Genomic DNA, 18,065 nt, shown 5'->3' with positions numbered 1-18,065 from the left:
ATGACTTCGCCCGAGGTATCCATTAAGGTAGCCGGTTCTCGGGCGATGATCCAGGCCATGTCGCCATTGGGGCGACGAACCCGGATAGCGGCATAGCTCTGATGGGGGTCAAGAACGATGCCCCGTCCCGCCTGCTCGCGTTGTGACGCCAGGTACGTGAAGGTCGCGGACGGGTGGTGCCACGTACGGATCAAGACGGCGAAACTTCGATCGTTTGGCCATTGTTTCTACGCCGCCTCATCACTGCGCAATGATTAGCCATGGCTGAATGCCTCGAATTGTAATCAACTGGTGCAGAGGATAATACGGAAATAATATACGGATTCAAGGGTTGCCAAATCCTTGCGTTCCCGTTCAAACACCCGTACGGTAGACGACCAGGCGCCCCCTGCGGTTTTGCGCCACGGGTGTGCGTTGCCACCTATCGATTCACCGCCCCGAAAGGCCTCTGCCATGCCCAAACGCACCCCCATCCGCCACGGCGAAATCCTGCTCCTGCCCGTTACCGATGCCCCCACTGGCACAACCGAGCTGGTAACCAGTTGCATTGTGGGACACAGCGAATCAGGTCACCATCACGTGTTGGAGAGCGACGAGGCGTTCGCGCAGATCGTGGCGCTGAACGGCGATCTGTTCGTCAACCTCCCCAGTGACACCCCGCTTCGCCACCGCAAAACCCGCGAGCAGCATCGCGAGCTCACGGTTCCGGCCGGCGCATGGAAGATCATCCGCAAGACCGAGTTTGATGTGCGCTCTGCGGTTGTCTCGCAACGGATCGTGGCGGACTAACCATGGGTTTCCAGCAGGAGCGCGTGGTCGAACTCGTTACCGAGTTCTACCGATCAATCGGCCTGGACAAGACCAGACGGATCACCGTGCGGCCGAATCTCGATGAGGCGCTCAGGCTGGCCACGCATTCCCAGCAAGATAAGCGCTTCGCGGACCTTGCCGACCGGGAGGGTTGGGGTGCCTGGAATGTGCAGGAACTCGATGATGAGCGGCTCGTATTCAGCGAGCCGCATCAAGTCATATTCCGGCATGTCCTGGATCGATCGATACTTGACCTGCGGCACTTCCTGGGAGGCAGCACCGTCCTCACCGCCGAAAATGCAGACACGGTGCCAAATACGCTCGCTGAAGCGTTCCGTAACGGTCTTGGCTGGCTGATCGCCGCGCACGGCAAGGCGATCATCGTGCCCACCCCGGTCATCAGGGTCGCCGAAGGTGGGAGTGATGTCCTGCATGATGACAGCGGCCGGATGGCAGTGGTGTGGCCTGACGGCCACGGCTACTACTTTCTGCAGGGTATCGAGTTCGACAAGCGCCGCTACTTCCAGATCATCGATCACGTCCTGCTCATCCAGGACATCGCCAAACTTGATAATGCCGATCATCGGGCAATCGCCCTGCAATACATGACGTTTGAACAGCTGGTGGTTGATTCAGACGCAACACTGCTTGACCGCGGGGTCCGGGGTACTGCGCTCTACCAGCTGCCCTTGCCACCACGCATCGCCCATGACCGCACGACTGGCTACGGCGACTACGACTACTTCATCCACATGCACGATGCCAGCCACCCAGAACGAGAGTTCATCGAATGGGTCGATCCTGAAATCGGCAGACAGTGCAACGCTGAACTGTGCCAAGCCCGTGCCTTCGGGATCAGCCTGGGGGAGTGGCTGGCGGTTGGGCAGGAGGGATAGCGCAACGTGGCATCGCCTGTCCAGCTGGCTACTTGGCGGGCCTCAAATATTTCCATACGGTGGTCCCAGATAGGCGAAGCGGTTCTTAAGCCTCGTTCGTTAAGCTCGCGATATATGGACAAAATTTCGGCATTTACTAGCGCAATCCGTCACGCTATACTACTGACGGGATAAAATGAAATATTCAACTATTCTGATTCCGTTATTAGCAGTATGTTGGGAGAGGGTCCCATGACGATCTACGGCATGAGCGAACTTCAATTTGTTCAAGACCCATCTTCTGATGACTACCTCGCTGAAGGCGGCGACGGCGAGTACTACGCCAGTCATTTTGAAGATGAATTCGTCTCAGCCGCCTGGACCTGCCACGAAGATGGGCTAAGAGCACTTGTGGGATTTTTCGAGACCGTGGCCGAACCCGGCAATGTGGCAATCGAGGCGTACTTACCTGGCAATAGAGTCATAGATGGAATTGATTTGTACGAACTCCAAAGATTCGTAGGTCTCCACGGCGATGAATTAGAGTCAATGACAATGCGGGTTCCCGATAGGCTTTTCTTGTGGTCGCGGAAGGCGATTTCTAGTGAATCCACCAATGAGAGTCTGGGTGAAATCGGCTTTATTACGAAGACGTTCGACGTTGAGACGCTTAGAGCTGCAATCAAGACCTCTGCATCTTCCGCAATAGGCAGAAATGCACTTGAGTTGATCTCATACCGTCACGAGGGTTGATTTACCCAGCGAATAGGATCATAGCCGATGATCAGGAAATTCTTCAGCAAGCCCACACCATTTAAGATTCAGCTGGGGGTGAGTTACGACGGCGCTGAGGACCGGGTAGACCAGGTGGTGTCGGTAGGCGTGACAGCGATGCGGAGTGTACGAATTGGCGTCTACAACGCCGCGGATGCCGGTGGTTCACTCGTCATGAACCACCCAAATGGAGGCCTTAGAATCGAATATGCAACCTTTTCGCTCGAAGAGGTTGTAGCCGGAGTTAAGAAAACGGTCCATTTCGACATCCAGCATTCCGGTGCCGCGTGTTTCTCATCCACTCATGCGGTAGATACGACGTATCAATACGAGTTTGACGGCTTTGCGCCAAGCATTTCGGGGGCGCTCACGCCGTCGAGTTTTCAATGTCTGATGAGAAATAGGGCCTAGAATGACCATGCACTGGGTAGTTGCGCTACCCTTTTTCAGTTCGGCTCTCCTGCAATTTGCGAGTGCATGGGTAGGCTCGATTTTATCCGGCCGCGCTGACCAGAAGATCAATGACCTTCTGGGCAAGAAGCTCGGCCAGTTCCACATCAAGAAAGACGATGGACAAATCGGCGGAAAAATTTTGGCAGGAACCACTGTCAACGATCTGCGCATCGAGGGTCTCACCGCGCAGGGCATCCGGAATGAGTACGCGATCGAGAAGGACTCCGTAACGGTAGTCGTGTCCTTTCCTGCGCTTATCGCCCCGTTATTGCTAAGCATGGCCAACTTGTCTACTCACGTGTTTGCTTTCCTGCTTTTTGCTGTGGCGGTTGGCACAATCGGAATTGTCGTGTTGCTGACGAGAGCTGATCCGACAAAATACCGGGCACGCTACAAGCTTCGATTGTCACCGACCGGAGTTGGGATCGTCATGTTTAATACTGCGGTAGGAATTCTTCTTTTGTTTGGCGTAATTCGCTAGACGGTGATGCCGCCGCACTCAGCCGATCGTCCCCTGCAGTTGTTATTCGGTCGTCCGATACGACTGGCTTCCTGTCGACTGTTTCGCCTCCGGCTCCAACCGCGCCCGAGCGTGAACGCTGAACTATGCCGGGTCGGCTGGAGTTACCCAACCGTGAACTCAGCCCACAGCGGGTAGTGGTCGGAGATGCGCCACGACAGTTCGTTTTTGGTGAGGTTGGGATAGCAGTGCGGCACGAAGTCGAACGATCCGGCGCGTTTGGTGTAGGTCAGCGACTGCAGGAGTTGGGTGCCCGCGGGCGTGGAGAACCAGGCGATCTGGTCGTAGAAGTGGCGGGTGTGGTCGTTGTCAAAGATGGTGCGGCGGACATCATTGAGTTGTGCCGGTGGCCACAGGCCGGTCGACAAGAACGCATCGAACAACGGATCGCCCATGCGGTCGAGGTTGAAGTCACCGAGCACCAACAGGTTGGTGTTCCAATCGGATTTGCGTTTAGCCCAGGCCAGCATCCACTGCGCGAACGCTGTCAATTCTGGCAGCCGATCCTCGGGCGCATCGCCCCAGAGCACGTGAACAGTGGTCAGGATGAATTCGGTACCCGCGCGCTCAAAGCTGGCCGCGTATGGCGAGCGCGCGAACTGGCGCACCGGCTGATCGCTGACTTCGGGGAGCACCAGTTCACCCACGAGCCCCGACGGTTGAACCCGTTCGGTGTTGTAGACGAAAGCCAACCGTTCGCCATTCCCCGCGTCACCTTCGGTGACATCGGAGACGATGACCCGCCATCCAGGCCCCAGAGTTTCCAGCAGAAAACGCAAAGCAGTGGGATCGCGGCGGATTTCCTGCAGCGCCACGACATCGCAGCGCCGGATCACTTCAGCGATGAAAGTGACTGCCCGCCAATCACGCTTAGGTGAATCGCCGGCCCCGGCCTGCCAGGTTGGGCTCAGGCCACCAAAAGCCCGCAGATTCCACGTGCCGATGATCAGGTTGGTATCGGTGAGCGGCGCGATCGTGTCGGCGACCGCACTACGCAGCGCAGTGCGCTGCGCAACGACATCCTGCGGCACGGCAGCCATGAGGATATCGCAGCACAGGACGAGCTGCCACGAGGCGAAACTAGCCTTCGATTTTGCAAGAGGTATGGGGTGCCTCTCACCGTTTGGTCTGCACAAGGCATTCGGCCAATTTTGTCAGGCCCTGATGGCATGCTTCGCGCAGATACTTGATTCGATAGCAGTGGGGAGCTGAGCGTGAACAAGTACGCGCGTGGATCTGAATGGCGCAAGTGGGATCTTCACCTGCACTCGCCGGGCACGACGATCAACGACGGCTACGCGCGAAAGGATGGCCATCCTGACCTTGAACAGTTCTGCCAGATCTTGCACGACTCCGACGTATCCGTCGCGGCGATCGCCGATTACTTCTCGCTCGATTGCTTCTTTGCCGTCAAGGACAAGTACGCCGAACTCTACCCTGACGACAACAAGCTGCTTCTGCCGAATCTGGAACTTCGGCTTCCCTTGGCAGTGAACAAAGAAGCGCAGGAAGTCAACCTCCATCTCATCCTTCGCCCGACGTTGACCCGACGTGAGGCATCCAAGTTTCTTGGTTGTCTGAAGACGGCAGCAACCGCGGGCACGAGCCGCAAGACGGTGACCTGCGCTGACCTCGATAGCAAGCAAGATTTTGAGAGCGCGACAGTGTCACTGGATGCCATCAATGCGGCAATCAGGACCACCTTCGGAGAACATGCGATCGTTCCTTCGGTTCGTCAGGAGCACCTGCTCGTCATTGCCTCGGCCAAGGGCGATGGCGTTCGGCCTGGAGGCAACGGGGTCCAGCGCAAGAAGCTTCTAACCGATGAGATCGACAAGTTTTCGGATGCTTTTTTCGCAAACAGTGGATCACGTGACTACTTCCTTGGCATGGATCGGCTCGAGAATGAGGATTTGGTTGCGCCGAAGCCGGTTTTCGACGGATGCGACGCACACGCCTTCGATGAACTCAAGACCGGGCTCGGCAAGCAGGTAACGGCCGGCGGAAGTCAACGGAGTATCACTTGGATCAAAGCTGATCCAACATACGAGGGGCTTCTTCAGACACTGATCGAGCCATCTGATCGGGTAGTAATGCAAGCCGCTGAACCTGATCAGAAGGAGCCGTACAAAGTCATCTCGAAGGTGAGGTTCTCGGGTACAGATGCATTCCCGACTGAAGTTCTCTTCAACCGTAACCTCAACGCGATCATAGGAAGTCGGTCCTCCGGTAAGTCCGCGCTACTTGCGTTCGTCGCTTATGCGGTCGATCCTGTCGAGACCGTCCGCATTCAAAAGGAGACAGCGAGCCATGTCGGACCAGCTGCAGGGTTCTCTTGGGATGGCGTGGCAGACGTGACCTGCGAGGTGGACTGGGAGTCCGGTGGCGACACGGCGGGCAGGGTCATCTATATACCGCAGAATTCCCTCTACAAGCTTAGCGAGCACCCAGACGAGATCACCAAGAAGATTGCGCCAGCACTGTTTAGAACCTATGCGGCAGTCAAGACCGCCTACGACAGTGCTATAGGCAAGATCGCGATTTCGAACACCGAGATCAAGACCGCAGTTGATGAATGGTTTGGAGCCGCCGATCGGATCCAGGAGCGAAACCAAGAGATTAGGGACTTAGGCGATAAGGCAGCCATTACCGCGGAGCGGGATCGTCTCCAAACAGAGATCGATCGGATCAAAACAGCAGCAAGTCTTACTGATGACGAGGTTGCCAAGTATCAAGAGGTTGCCAGACAGCTCGACAGCAAGGCGGATCGTCTGAAAGAGATATCGGTTGAGCTCGATCAGTTGTCTTCGTATGTCGCTCTGCCAGAGAGTGATTCCGCTGGTGTGATCATCCGGCAGACGGTTCAGGTGGCCGTCACAGTACGTCCCTCCTCGGCCGAGATACCAGAGGATGTATCTATGCGCATCGAGGCCATTAAGGCCGATACTACGAAGGATCTTGCTGCCAAGGTCGAGGCTACGTTGGTCGACTCAGTAGCCGCGCTCATTGCCGAGCGCATATCGCTCCAGGGTGGGATTCGATCCATCAAGGCGGAAAATGAGGCACTCATCACGAAACATGAAGCGAATGAGGAGCTTTCGAGTGTCGTTGTCGAACACAAGAAGCAGGTGACTGGCCTGGACGAGATCGCTAGAGGCGAGAAGGCTCGGGAGAGGCTGCTAGCCGACCAAAGGGCGGCAGTTGCGGCGATTGTGAAGGGTATCGCCGACCGGGACGCTGCCCTGGTGACACTGGGGGAGACGTTCAATGCAGACGAACGAGTTCTCACCGACCTTAAGTTCGGTATCGAAACGGATGTCCCGAGTGGCACGGTGGAGCACGCTTCCATGGGCTTCAATCAGCGAAACACCAACGACTACATCAAGAACAAGGGTGACTTAGTATCTTATGAAGATGCTCAGGCCAATCCAAGCAAGTTCCTGAAAGCACTGTGCGACGGCAAGATAACACTGAACAAGAACTACGAACCAAGATCAGTAGCAGCCGATGTTCTGACGGTGACAAAGGAAGTGCGCTTCTCTGCTGAATTAGATGCCGACCACATTGGCGGCTTCACGAGGTCATCAATGACACCCGGAAAGCAAGCGCTGTTCGCGCTCACGCTGATCCTCAACGAGACGCAGGAGCCATGGCCCCTTCTAATAGACCAACCCGAAGATGATCTCGACAGCCGCTCGATCTACGACACCATCGTGCCGTACCTGACGGAGCGCAAGAAGGAACGTCAGATAATAATGGTCAGCCACAATGCGAACCTGGTAATCGGAGCTGACTCCGAGCAGGTCATCGTGGCGAACCGTCACGGCGACGACCGTAAGAACAAGGACGGGCGCACCTTCGAGTACTTCAGTGGTGCACTGGAACACTCCCAGCCACTAAATAAGTCAAGTGCCACCACGCTTGGACGCTGCGGCATCCGCGAGCATGCCTGCGAGATTCTCGATGGTGGGGAAGATGCATTCCAGAAACGGCGAGAGAAGTACAAGATCCGCTCTGATCGTTGAATTGGCGCAAGGGATATTGAACAGCAGCGTAGAAGTCAGTCATGCTGCTAACTATGCTGGTTCGTGCCGTTGGCCCGCATCTCGACTCCGTGCTCTCGTAGCAGCTTGAGAACGCTGCCTTGGCTGAGGTTGTAGCGACGGCGCAGTGTCGGGGTCCCGACGCCGTTTTGGTAGGCCTGAACTAGCTCGGTGATCGTCTCAGCGGACAGCCTGCGATCTAGTCGACAAGCCCGGGGGAGTGCGGCAGGCTTCCTGGCCTGCAGGTTCGCCGATTTTTTCACCATTTCCACCAACTGCCGTAGCCGTTCCCCCTGGTACACAGGTTTCGAGTAACGGTTCAGCAGCTCCACAATAATCCCAGGTCAATGACCTGGGATTTTTTGTTGCCCGGGTTGAGTGCGCACGGACGTAACCGCCGAGATGTTCTTGCGCTCCCAGCGAGCCCTTCGGAGAAGCCACTGCGTCACAACACCCTGCGGTACAGCAGCCACAGATACGGCGCAGCACGCGAGGGCCGCGGTGAAGCAAGATCAGCCACCGGATTAGCAAGAGGCTTACAACGGGAGCCGTACTCGCAACGGCGTACCCGTCGCACGTTCGTTAACTGCGATCCGATGAATACCAAGGACTACTCCACACCCCGGCCCTTCGGCACATGTGCGACGTGTGCGTGTCTGGTTGGTCCCTACCGGACATCCACCCCTGCTCTTGGAGGCGCCATCCCGAGGCCCTGACTCGGGGTTCGCTCGACTTGCCCTCTTGACGACGCGTGGGGCTTCCGCAGGAGCCGTCAAATCGATTCCTGCGCAGGACTATTGCTGCTAGCAGCGCTGTTTTGTCTCGCTGGGCTGGACGTTGCTTGTGCGATGATGGGCTATCCGGGACCGTGGGATGAACAATGCACTACCGGAATTCGGATGGGCGAGCCATGTGAAAGGGCATCAGGTCATGAACACGACGACGCACCGGGCTCTGAAACAACTTCGCCACGGCCTGTTCGCGCTGCTTGTATTGATCTGTGCGCTGTGCGCATCTCCAGTTTCCTCGGCCGACACCGTGCATATGAGTCCGGATAACGAACGCCGGCTCCAAGGGCTGCTCACTGAGCGCAACCGCCTTGCGGCGGAGAATCCCGCGCAGCTGAGTGCCGCGGTATCGGCCCTTTTTCTGCGTGTGCCATACGGCGCTGACACCCTGATTGGATCCGCTTCCATCCCCGAGCAGTTGGTCGTAGAACTCTCCCGCGTGGACTGCTTCACATACGCCGACTATGTCGAAGCGCTGAAGCGGTCGAGTAACAGCACCGATTTCATCGCCCAACTGACCCAGATCCGTTATCGCGGGGGCGATGTCAACTTCACGCAGCGCCGCCACTTCTTCACCGATTGGGCCGCCGATACGCCCACCAACGCCACCGATGTGACAGCTAGCCTCGGGGCACCTGTGGAGCAGGTCGCCAAGACGCTCAACCTGAAGGATTCCGGCGGCAGCTATCTGCCTGGGCTTCCGCCGCGGCCGCGCACGGTTGTCTATTTACCGAGTGCCCGTGTGTCGGGTGGTGTCATCGCAAATCTTCACGACGGTGACTACCTCGGTGCCTACGCCACGGCCGGCGGGCTCGACGTCACGCATGTAGGAATTTTCCTCCACACGCCGAGCGGGCCGGTACTGCGCAATGCCTCGTCATTGCGGGCGAACAACCAAGTCGTCGACACGCCACTGGGGGAGTATCTGGGCACGGTCCCGGGAATTGTCGTACTACGGCCGACTCGATGAAGCGCGCGCACCGGCGATTGCCTCTGACTAAGGAGCGGGGCTCAAGGAATCGGCCGACGTCTGTACTCCAGAGATCCCGCGGGAAGCGTTGGCTGGGGCAGGTGCTGCGGGGCTCAGGGTGTCGGCCGATACAGATACGCCCGAGCGTCCTGAGGGCAGCAGTGGAATTCCGATTGTCGCCGGGTATCCCGGTGGCCCGTACTGCAACGGTCCGATCACCGGCGGGGGCGGGGGTGTGATCGGGCCGGGGTTGGCCCTTGCCACACCCGTACCCGCGGACAGTGCCAGGGCGGCGGCCAGTAGCAGCGAGACGCCTCCAGTTCGGCGGATTATGTTGAACAGAAACATGTATCGCTCCTAGTTCAGGACGTACGGATCGCCGTACACGGACAATTGCGTTTGTTGAACCGCACTGGCGACCGCGAATGTCGCGTAGGAGCGCACCGTCACCGGTCCGCCGCAGGCGTCCACTTTCAAGTGGACGTCTTGCATATCCAGGCGCCCTACGCCTGCCGTCACCGGCATAGTGCCCATCGCGACGGTGGTGATCACGCCCGGCTGCAGGTCGGTCTGCACGAAGCCGCCGATCGCCCCGGTGCCGCCCACCTGCACTCCCGGCTGGCCGCTGATGGTCGCCCCGACCGATCCCGCCAACTGGCCAGTGCCGCCGATCTGAAGACCCTGTGACACATCGATCTGGCAACCGACTTGGTAGCCCGCGACGAAGTTGGCTGCGGTGACGGGATTGCCGCCGCTGCCGCCGATGTTCGCCTGCGCGGACAGCGTCATGAACGCCTCGCGAGAGTTCTGCGCGCCGGCCAGATTTGGGACCGCATTGATTACCTCGCCCGAGAGGGCAACCGACAGGTGCCAGCCGTCGAAGGTTGTGCGTTGGCTGGATTGCGGAGCCATCTCGACGGGGGCGGCCCAGCTGGTTGCCGATGTTGCGAGGGCGCATGCGATCGCCATCACGGCCGCTCCGGCGACCAAACCGGAACGCTTCGCGCTGCTCATAATGGGTACCTCCTATCAAATCGTTTGATTAGAACTAACGATTTGATTAAAACAGATGATCTGCATAGATGTACTATTGGGGCTATGAGTGAGTTCCCACCGGATGATTACCCCAGGCCACCGGGGTTGTTCGGGCCCCTGTTCGAGATCCTCCTGCGACGAATGCATGTCGAAGTGGATGCCGAACTGGGTAAGCACGCACTGCGGCTGCTTCATATGGGGGCGCTCAACGTCTTGGATGCGGCTGGCACGCAGTCTCAGGCAGATCTCGCCGAAGCCTTGCGGGTGGACAAGACCACCATGGTTGGGCTGCTGAACGATCTGGAAGCCATTGGCTTCGTTGAGCGTCAGCGGTCCCCGGAGGACCGCCGCCGCCACGATGTGGTGATGACTCCGCTCGGAAAGCGCCGGAACGCCGAGATGGTCGAAGTGCTCAGAGATGCAGAGACCCGCGTGCTGTCTGCCTTGAGTGCAACGCAGCGATGTGAACTGTTTGTGCTGCTCGAAAAGGCTTTCTTGGCGGCGTCCGGGGGCACCGGGGTCGACCGGGATTGATCACGTGAGGCCGGTGACGAACCGGATTCTGCCCTGCACAGTGATGTGGTAACTGATTCGGTGGAGTACTGCATCACTGTCACGTACGGCCAAATCCACGAGCAGGCCGTCGAACAGACTTTGGATCGCCTGTCCGGGTTGCAGTCCGATGCCGGTCCGTGTCCTGAAACGCCAACGGTCAACAGCGAATCCTGCGTCTATCGCCTCATGCCGATCGAAGATCGAACTCAGGGTGGCGAAGGGAATGGCGCTGTCCACCTGGAACCACGGGAAGGTCCCGGCTGGTATCGGGATGTTGTGCCGTGTGGTGATCGCCTTGAACGCATCGCTCATGTTCGGGGAGATCAACGCTTGATTTCGCGACCAATCCACGTTGGTCTGGCCCGGCATGTTGACGATGGCGACGCCATTTGTCTGGAAGACGAAGCGCTGATCGGCGATCGACGTCGGTTGTTGCTCGTTGACTGCCAACGCCGCCGGGGTAAAGAAGTGCGACTGACTTTCGAAATTCGGAATGAGGACCATGGTGCACGCGCCTTTCGTAGCCGGATGAATGTCATTCCAGCGCAGGGCCATTGCCATAGACCGGTTCTCTTGTTCGGCCGAACGTTGGTGACACGACGGTATCGGCTAACGGAGACCGTGGGCACGAGTAGTGCACTACCTGAAAAGACCACCGCGGCGTGGTTCACACGCCGCGGTGGTCTCGTTAGTTCCCACTGAACTAGCGGTCAGTAGTCCCAGGTGGCCGGTGCACACCGGAAGGTGTTGCCGGCGGTGGCCACATGGCAGACGGACGGGAACGGCAGGTGGGTGGCAACCATCGCCTCGCCGGTCGCCGCCAGCTCCCGCAAAAGACGGATCCGCACGCGAGCCGCCTCCTCAGGATCGTGCTCAAAGCCGTTGTGCCACTCGGGATTATCGAACCCGGGCGCGAACACCGCATCGCCGGCGAACGTCAGCTTCTCCCCGCGTGACTCAAGGCGGACCACGCTGTGTCCGGGGGTGTGGCCGCCGGTGCGAGAGATGAGAACTCCCGGAGCCACCTCGTACTCCGTCTCAAATGTCCGCAGCTGGCCGCGGTACTCGTTCAAGAACTGCGTAGCGACCCTGCGAAGCACATCCGGAATTGGCCCCGGCATGGTGGCGTGGGAGAAATCGGGTGCCTCCCAGAACTCGGCCTCTGCGGTTGCGGCGTGGACCCGCAAGTCCGGATGCAGCCGCGCCTTCAGCCCTTCGGTGAGCAGCCCGCCGACGTGGTCCATATGCATGTGGGTGAGCACCACGTCGGTCACGGAGGCGACATCGACACCGGCGGCCTCTAATCGCGCGGCCGTCTGCCCTGCCTTCGGGAAGTCCGGGAACTCCAGCCCCAGTCCGGCGTCGACGAGTATGGTCCGGTCGCCGCTGCGCACCACGACCACATTCAGCGGCCAGTCCACCACATCGGGCGGCAGGAACATGCCGTCCAGCCAGACCGCCAGTTCGGTCGGATCGACGTTGGTGGCCAACGTCGACGCAGTTATTGGCAGTACCCCGTCGCTGATCACCAGCACCTCGATATCGCCGACATCCACCGCGTAGCGCGACGGAACCAGCTCGTCGACCCCGAGGCCGCCGAGATGAGTGGTGTTGTCCAAGGTCATGATTTCTCCTGCTGACTGTTCGGCTGCGTTTCCTATCAAGATCAGCCTGGCGGCCCGGACAGCGATGCGAACCCTTGGAAGTCCGTAGTCCGTAGTAAGAAAGACGGTGTGACACACGTACCCGAGGAGCTTGTTGCCGCCGCGTCGAAGGCGCGCGCCGTAGCGGTGCTTACCGGCGCAGGCATGTCCGCCGAGAGCGGGTTGCCCACCTTCCGTGATGCCCAGACGGGACTGTGGTCGAAGTACGACCCCATGACGCTGGCGACGCCGGAGGCCTGGAACGAGGATCCGGGTCTGGTGTGGGCGTGGTACCAGAATCGGCGCATCCAGCTGATGGCCGTGCAGCCCAACGACGGTCATCGCGCGTTGGCGCAGTGGGGATCTCACCGCGACATTCGGATCGTCACCCAGAACGTTGACGACCTCCATGAACGCGCTGGCAGCACCGAGGTCGTGCACGTCCACGGCAGCCTGCTCAAATCGCATTGCGATACCTGCGAAACCGGATACGACGTGACGGTCGCCGCCCCCGAGTCCGAGCGGGTGGCGCCGCCCGAGTGCGACTGTGGCGGAAAGGTTCGTCCCAGCATCGTGTGGTTCGGCGAGATGCTGCCCGAGGTTGAATTCGGTCATGCCGTCGCGCATGCGCAGAACTGCGAGCTGATGCTGCTCATCGGAACCTCCGGCATCGTGTACCCGGCTGCCGGACTCCCGCAACTGGCATTGAGTCGCGGGGCAACGGTTGTCGAGATCAACCCGCATGAGACGGACCTGTCCGACCGCGCCGATCTCGTCTGGCGGGCCACCGCGGCCACTGCTCTGCCTGCACTCGTGGATGCGCTGTCTCTCTAGGGGCAGGGTCTGAGTACCGTTGGCCCGTATGGGAAACACGCGAAGCATCGGCATCCCCGGGGTCGGCGTTGGGCACTGGACCAACGAGGCCGCGGAGACCGGCTGCACCGTCGTTTCCCTACCGCCGGGCACCTGCGCCTCGTGTGAGGTGCGCGGTGGCGCGCCAGCCTCGCGCGAGCTCGCCGCTTTGGCTCCGGACAAGTCTGTCGTCGCGATCGACGCGGTGGTGCTGACCGGCGGCTCCGCATTCGGGCTCGCGTCTGCCGACGGCGCCATGCGGTTCTTCGAGGAGTCGGGCAGGGGAGTATCGACACCGGGCGGACTGGTCCCGGTGATCCCCGCGCTCGCCCTCTTCGATCTGGCGGTGGGAGAAGCCTCGGTCCGGCCGACGGCAGAGGACGGATACGCGGCGGCACGTGCATCGGTCGACGGGCAGCACTTCGAGGTCGGACGAGTTGGCGCGGGTACCGGCGCCTACACCTCACACTGGCGAGGCCCGGACGGACGGCGGCATGGCGGTATTCGTTATGCCGAGGTAGCTGCCCAGGGGGTGATCGTCGGCGCGTTGGTGGCCGTCAACGCCTACGGCGATATCGACCAGGGTGGCGAGGACGTGTCGCTGGATCCGGTGGCGGCATTGTCCGAGGTTTTCGGTTTCGGCGATTCGCGTCAGCACACCACGATCGGTGTCGTCATCACCAACGCGCAGCTGGACAAGGTGGGCTGCCATATCGTCAGCCAGGGTGCGCACGACGGGCTATCTCGGGCAATCACACCACCGCACACACGATTTGACGGAGATGCCTTCGTCGCCGCCGCGACGGGGCAGGTACCCGCTCATGTCGATGTGGTGCGGTTGATGGCCTTGGACGCCGTGGCGCGCGCGATTCGATCGGGCGAGGGCTAAGGGGAGGCTCTTAGGCTGAGCTGCGGGCCGGCAGGTGGCTATCTGTCTTCGCGAAGCCTTCGGTTCGCCTTCTCGATGAACCCATCAAGAGCTTCCTCAGCATGTTTATCGAGACTTCTGACATCGTCAGTCGTGTTGGCGTCGGAAGTGATCGTTTGCAATCGATCCTTGACTTGTCTTGCGCTGTCGACGAGATCCTTATCCTTCTCCTGGTCGGCGAAGACTCGGATGAGGTAGTAGGCAGTGCGGGTTTCTGACCGGGCAAGGCGCGTCTGCTGTCGAATCGAGCCTCGGTCGGTCACAGCGGCGTCGAACCTGGTGATCGACCGGTTGTATTCCTCATGCCATTGACTCGTGGCGTTGGCGGCGAATGCGGCCACCGCATCGGCGAGTTCCTTCCGCCGCTCCTTCTGCCTATCATTTACTCTGGCCTCGTTCGCCAAATATCGCTGGTACAAGAATGTCAGCGAAGAGCCGATGAACGCGCTACCAAGTGTTATGAGAGCTGTGATTAGCGGCTGCATGAGCAGATTCGATCACATACTCATGATCAATTCGCCGTGTTCCAGGCATCGCCATCTGTTCGTTTCCTAAGCATCCCGGACGAGTTAGGGTTCGAACTTCCTGCTATCGGTCCATCGATCTGGAGCTAGGGGATTCGAACCCCCGACCCCCATACTGCGAGTGCGGTGGAGAGCGCACATCGAAGTGCCCGGCTACGAGCGACAGCTCCAACCAGCGAGGCGCGTTTGTCGCTCATAGCCGGGCACTAGCGAGTGGTCCTTTCGGGATCATGTCCCGGCCAGTGTGCCACCCTTGCGCCATATGCGTTATTTCAGATAACGTATCTATTGAGGCGAGGATTCCACTCAGTGTCGAGGTGAATCCGGATGGAGGCGTGCGTGTTTGGGTCCGTCCGTGCTGCGGGTTCACTGGTCGACCAGACTGCCCGGTACGTCGTGGACCGCACGCTTCCCGCCCACTCCATGCCGAAGGTGGCGCGCGATGTCCACCCCGAGTGGATCGCGACGGCACTCGGACTGCAACCAGGGGACGTCGAACGCGTCAACGTCGCCAACGAGCATCATGGCACCGCGAGCCGTGCCCGCCTGGCCATCGATTACCGGGCGCCCGGCATCGGCCCGGCGACGACTTTTCTCAAATTGGCACCCACTGCATTCGTTGGTCGGCTGTTCATGAACGCTCTCGGGCTCGGTGCGCGCGAGATCGACATGTACCGAAAGGTGCTGCCGGAACTCCCAGGGATTGCCCCGAAAGACTATGTCGCGCAGTGGGATCACCGACGTGGGCGCGGGGTCCTGCTCATCGAGGATCTTGCCGCGCGTGGCTGCCGACTCGACGATGTGCGTGCCGGTTGCGGACCGCGGGACGCCGGCAGGGTTCTCGCCACACTCGCGACACTGCATGCGCGCTATTGGAACAGCCCCCGCTTCGGTGGAGACTTGCGATGCCTCGTCAACTCCAGCGCCCAGCGCGCCATTGCGGACCAGGTGAAGGTGGTCGCGCTGAAACGCTCGATTGACGTTGTGCCGGAAGATGTTCAGCGCGCGGCCCGGGTTCTGGATCAACGCGGCGATGCGGTTGAGACCTTCTGGGGACGTCTGTCCGGCACGCTCACGCACGGCGACACTCACCTGGGCAATACCTTCTTCGATCCGGACGGCAGCGCCGGCTTCTTCGATTGGCAGGTGGCCTCCCAAGGCCCCGCGATACGGGATGTTGCCTACTTCCTGATCTCCTCGCTGACACCCGCCGCCGCGCGGTCCCATGAACGCGAGCTGCTCGACGAATACCGGCGCGGCCTCGCTCAGCAGGGTGGCCCGGATCTGGACAGTCGCAATCTGTGGGACCTCTACCGCGCGGCCGCCACCCATTTCTATGTGGCCGCCATCGTCACCGCGGCCTTCGGAGATCGACTGCAGGCGGGGGATATTGCCCGCACCGGCGTCGAGCGCGCCGTCTCGGCAGTCACCGCGCTCGACTCTTTCGACGCTCTACGCCGTTTCATCGACTGATCGGAGAGTTCATGCGTTTCGGTGTCGCGCTGCCGCACTTCTCACATCTGGCCGCGCCCGGTCCGATCGCCGAGATCACTCGTGCCGCGGAGGACAACGGGTACCACTCGGTGTGGGCGAGCGATCACGTGATCGTGCCCGCGGGAACACCCTTTCTGCCCGACGAGTTGACCGAAATACTCGCCACCTTGGCCTATCTCGCGGGCAAGACCACGCGGGTAACCCTGGGAACCAGTGTTCTCGTCGCGCCGTACCGACCGGCACTGTTCACCGCGAAATACCTGTCAACGCTCGACGTCCTGGCCGAGGGACGGCTTGCCGTCGCGGTCGGGGTGGGGCGACTGGAACCCGAATTCGAGGCACTCGGAGTTAGTTTCGCCGACAAGTGGTCGCGGACCGACGAAGATCTACGCGTCTGGCAGGACCTGTGGACCACCGACACCTCAAGCTTCGATGGCCAGTGGACCAGCTATCGCGATGTCCGGATGTTCCCCAAAGGACACGGGGGAAGGAACGGGCCACCCGTCTATTTCGGCGGTGGCGGACCGCGCGCCATCCGCCGTGCTGCACTCGCCGACGGCTGGCATCCCATCGTGCTCGGCACCCCCGAACCGCCCCAGGAGATTTCTCGCTATGAACAGGCGTGCCGCGAGGCCGGACGCCCACGGGGACAGGTTCAGGTGCGGTACATGGCGGGATATCCGACCGTCGACGTCGACGCGTGGCCGTTCAGCGGCAACCCTGACGAGCGCCGCCAACAGGCACAGCGATTCGCCGCCGCCGGCGTGGACGAACTGATCATCGACGCCACCATGCTTGCGTTGTCGAACCTCTCGGCAACGCAAATAGCCTCGCTCGTAGAGCGATTCGCACGTGAAGTCATCGAACCGATGGGAGCAGCCAATGAATGACATTCGATTCGACGGGCGGGTAGCGATCGTCACCGGTGCGGGAGGTGGGCTCGGGCGCGAATACGCGCTGCTGCTCGCCCGCCGCGGCGCCAGGGTCGTCGTCAACGACATCGGATCACCCGATGAGCTTCTCGGCACGGGCAGCTCCGATTCCCCGGCCAATTCCGTGGTCCACGAAATCACGGCCCTCGGTGGTGAGGCGATCGCCGACACCCACACGGTCGCGACGGGAGACGGTGGACGCGCCATCGTCGGTACCGCACTGGACGTGTGGGGACGGGTGGACATCGTCATCAACAACGCCGGAATCGTCGGGCCGATAAAGACATTCGCCGAACTCACCGACGAAGACGTGGATACCGTGCTCGGCGTACAATTGCTCGGGCCGTTCAATGTGCTGCGCCCGGCGTGGAAGGCGATGGTCGACCAGGGATACGGACGGATCCTGAACATCTCATCCGGCAGCATGTTCGGGCAGGGGGAGGCTTGCACCTATCCGACCGCCAAGGCCGGAATGATCGGCATGACAACCAACCTGGGGCTTGCCGGACCTGCCTATGGCATCAAGGTGAATGCGCTGCTTCCCGTCGGGTTCACACGGATGGTGGAGAACATGCCCGAGCCCGCACTGAGCTGGCTGCGTGACACCTTTCCGGCCGCGGTGGTGGCGCCGGTCGCGGCCTTCCTGGTATCCGAAGACGTGCCGTGTTCCGGCCTCAGTTTCAGTGCCGGTGGCGGGCGCTTCGCGCGGGTATTCCTCGGTGAGGCGCACGGAGTGACCTCGGCGCAGCTCACCATCGAGGAGGTCCGCGACAAATTCGACACTGCGATGGAAACCATTGGCGCTGAGACGATCACCAATGTGGGCGACGAGCTTGAGCTCTATGCGGCCAAGCTTTCCGGGCAGTGAC

At 60.4% G+C, this 18,065-nt stretch carries 19 protein-coding genes and 1 tRNA gene; 13 read left to right on the top strand and 7 right to left on the bottom strand.

All coding sequences use genetic code 11. The annotated features are described in order from the left end of the window. Window positions 1–453: 453 nt before the first annotated feature. The 5 genes from MLB1_RS03620 to MLB1_RS03600 all read left to right on the top strand — a co-directional run bounded on the left by MLB1_RS03620 (window position 454) and on the right by MLB1_RS03600 (window position 3,393). Window positions 454–789 carry a hypothetical protein gene (locus MLB1_RS03620; RefSeq protein WP_180748338.1) on the top strand — a complete coding sequence of 112 codons (336 nt, stop codon included), beginning with the start codon at window positions 454–456 and terminating at the stop codon, window positions 787–789. 2 nt (window positions 790–791) lie between these two features. Further along, window positions 792–1,706 carry a hypothetical protein gene (locus tag MLB1_RS03615; protein WP_180748337.1) on the top strand — a complete coding sequence of 305 codons (915 nt, stop codon included), beginning with the start codon at window positions 792–794 and terminating at the stop codon, window positions 1,704–1,706. A gap of 231 nt (window positions 1,707–1,937) precedes the next feature. Continuing rightward, the gene (locus tag MLB1_RS03610) at window positions 1,938–2,438 is read left to right on the top strand and encodes a hypothetical protein (RefSeq protein ID WP_180748336.1); all 501 of its coding nucleotides are present in this window, start codon (window positions 1,938–1,940) and stop codon (window positions 2,436–2,438) included. A gap of 27 nt (window positions 2,439–2,465) precedes the next feature. Beyond that, on the top strand, window positions 2,466–2,870 hold the full coding sequence (locus MLB1_RS03605) for a hypothetical protein (protein ID WP_180748335.1): 405 nt from the start codon (window positions 2,466–2,468) through the stop codon (window positions 2,868–2,870). 1 nt (window position 2,871) lies between these two features. Continuing rightward, entirely contained in the window at window positions 2,872–3,393 is a 522-nt protein-coding gene (locus MLB1_RS03600; protein ID WP_180748334.1) for a hypothetical protein, read from the top strand. A 143-nt stretch (window positions 3,394–3,536) separates the two neighbouring features. Here MLB1_RS03600 and MLB1_RS03595 read toward each other — a convergent pair whose 3' ends face one another. Then, window positions 3,537–4,472 (bottom strand): endonuclease/exonuclease/phosphatase family protein, encoded by a 936-nt coding sequence (locus tag MLB1_RS03595; protein WP_180748333.1) that lies wholly within the window; start codon window positions 4,470–4,472, stop codon window positions 3,537–3,539. Window positions 4,473–4,646: 174 nt separating this feature from the next. On the opposite strand from MLB1_RS03595, the gene MLB1_RS03590 reads away from it, so the two are divergent. Then, window positions 4,647–7,457, top strand: a complete 2,811-nt coding sequence (locus MLB1_RS03590) for a TrlF family AAA-like ATPase (RefSeq protein WP_180748332.1) — start codon at window positions 4,647–4,649, stop codon at window positions 7,455–7,457. Between the two features lie 948 nt (window positions 7,458–8,405). Further along, window positions 8,406–9,233, top strand: a complete 828-nt coding sequence (locus MLB1_RS03585; protein ID WP_180748331.1) for an N-acetylmuramoyl-L-alanine amidase-like domain-containing protein — start codon at window positions 8,406–8,408, stop codon at window positions 9,231–9,233. 27 nt (window positions 9,234–9,260) lie between these two features. Here MLB1_RS03585 and MLB1_RS03580 read toward each other — a convergent pair whose 3' ends face one another. Beyond that, entirely contained in the window at window positions 9,261–9,581 is a 321-nt protein-coding gene (locus MLB1_RS03580; RefSeq protein WP_180748330.1) for a hypothetical protein, read from the bottom strand. 9 nt (window positions 9,582–9,590) lie between these two features. After that, entirely contained in the window at window positions 9,591–10,247 is a 657-nt protein-coding gene (locus tag MLB1_RS03575; protein WP_255485578.1) for an MspA family porin, read from the bottom strand. An 84-nt stretch (window positions 10,248–10,331) separates the two neighbouring features. Between MLB1_RS03575 and MLB1_RS03570 the strand changes: the two genes are divergently transcribed. After that, on the top strand, window positions 10,332–10,802 hold the full coding sequence (locus MLB1_RS03570; RefSeq protein ID WP_180748329.1) for a MarR family winged helix-turn-helix transcriptional regulator: 471 nt from the start codon (window positions 10,332–10,334) through the stop codon (window positions 10,800–10,802). On the opposite strand, the gene MLB1_RS03565 is transcribed toward MLB1_RS03570, so the two are convergent. Continuing rightward, on the bottom strand, window positions 10,803–11,327 hold the full coding sequence (locus MLB1_RS03565; protein WP_180748328.1) for a hypothetical protein: 525 nt from the start codon (window positions 11,325–11,327) through the stop codon (window positions 10,803–10,805). A gap of 206 nt (window positions 11,328–11,533) precedes the next feature. Next, entirely contained in the window at window positions 11,534–12,448 is a 915-nt protein-coding gene (locus MLB1_RS03560) for an MBL fold metallo-hydrolase (protein WP_180748327.1), read from the bottom strand. 108 nt (window positions 12,449–12,556) lie between these two features. Between MLB1_RS03560 and MLB1_RS03555 the strand changes: the two genes are divergently transcribed. Both MLB1_RS03555 and MLB1_RS03550 read left to right on the top strand, forming a co-directional pair. Then, entirely contained in the window at window positions 12,557–13,300 is a 744-nt protein-coding gene (locus tag MLB1_RS03555) for an NAD-dependent deacylase (protein WP_180748326.1), read from the top strand. Window positions 13,301–13,328: 28 nt separating this feature from the next. After that, complete coding sequence (locus MLB1_RS03550; protein ID WP_180748325.1) at window positions 13,329–14,207, top strand: P1 family peptidase; 879 nt, start codon at window positions 13,329–13,331, stop codon at window positions 14,205–14,207. Between the two features lie 38 nt (window positions 14,208–14,245). On the opposite strand, the gene MLB1_RS03545 is transcribed toward MLB1_RS03550, so the two are convergent. Further along, window positions 14,246–14,650 carry a hypothetical protein gene (locus tag MLB1_RS03545; protein ID WP_180748324.1) on the bottom strand — a complete coding sequence of 135 codons (405 nt, stop codon included), beginning with the start codon at window positions 14,648–14,650 and terminating at the stop codon, window positions 14,246–14,248. Window positions 14,651–14,851: 201 nt separating this feature from the next. Further along, window positions 14,852–14,940: transfer RNA gene (locus tag MLB1_RS03540), tRNA-Ala, on the bottom strand. Window positions 14,941–15,109: 169 nt separating this feature from the next. Here MLB1_RS03540 and MLB1_RS03535 point away from each other — a divergent pair. From MLB1_RS03535 to MLB1_RS03525, 3 genes are read left to right on the top strand one after another with little or no spacing between them, the layout of a single operon-like run. Next, on the top strand, window positions 15,110–16,243 hold the full coding sequence (locus MLB1_RS03535; RefSeq protein WP_180748323.1) for a phosphotransferase: 1,134 nt from the start codon (window positions 15,110–15,112) through the stop codon (window positions 16,241–16,243). Between the two features lie 11 nt (window positions 16,244–16,254). Next, entirely contained in the window at window positions 16,255–17,154 is a 900-nt protein-coding gene (locus MLB1_RS03530; RefSeq protein WP_180748322.1) for a TIGR03619 family F420-dependent LLM class oxidoreductase, read from the top strand. Continuing rightward, window positions 17,147–18,064 (top strand): SDR family NAD(P)-dependent oxidoreductase, encoded by a 918-nt coding sequence (locus MLB1_RS03525; protein WP_180748321.1) that lies wholly within the window; start codon window positions 17,147–17,149, stop codon window positions 18,062–18,064. The genes MLB1_RS03530 and MLB1_RS03525 overlap by 8 nt, the downstream gene beginning before the upstream one ends. Window position 18,065 lies beyond the last annotated feature (1 nt).

Origin of the sequence: Mycobacteroides sp. LB1, assembly GCF_013449725.1 — a bacterium.
GTDB lineage: Bacteria > Actinomycetota > Actinomycetes > Mycobacteriales > Mycobacteriaceae > Mycobacterium.
The sequence above is the reverse complement of the archived record's forward strand: the minus strand, read 5'-3'. Positions and strand labels throughout refer to the sequence as shown.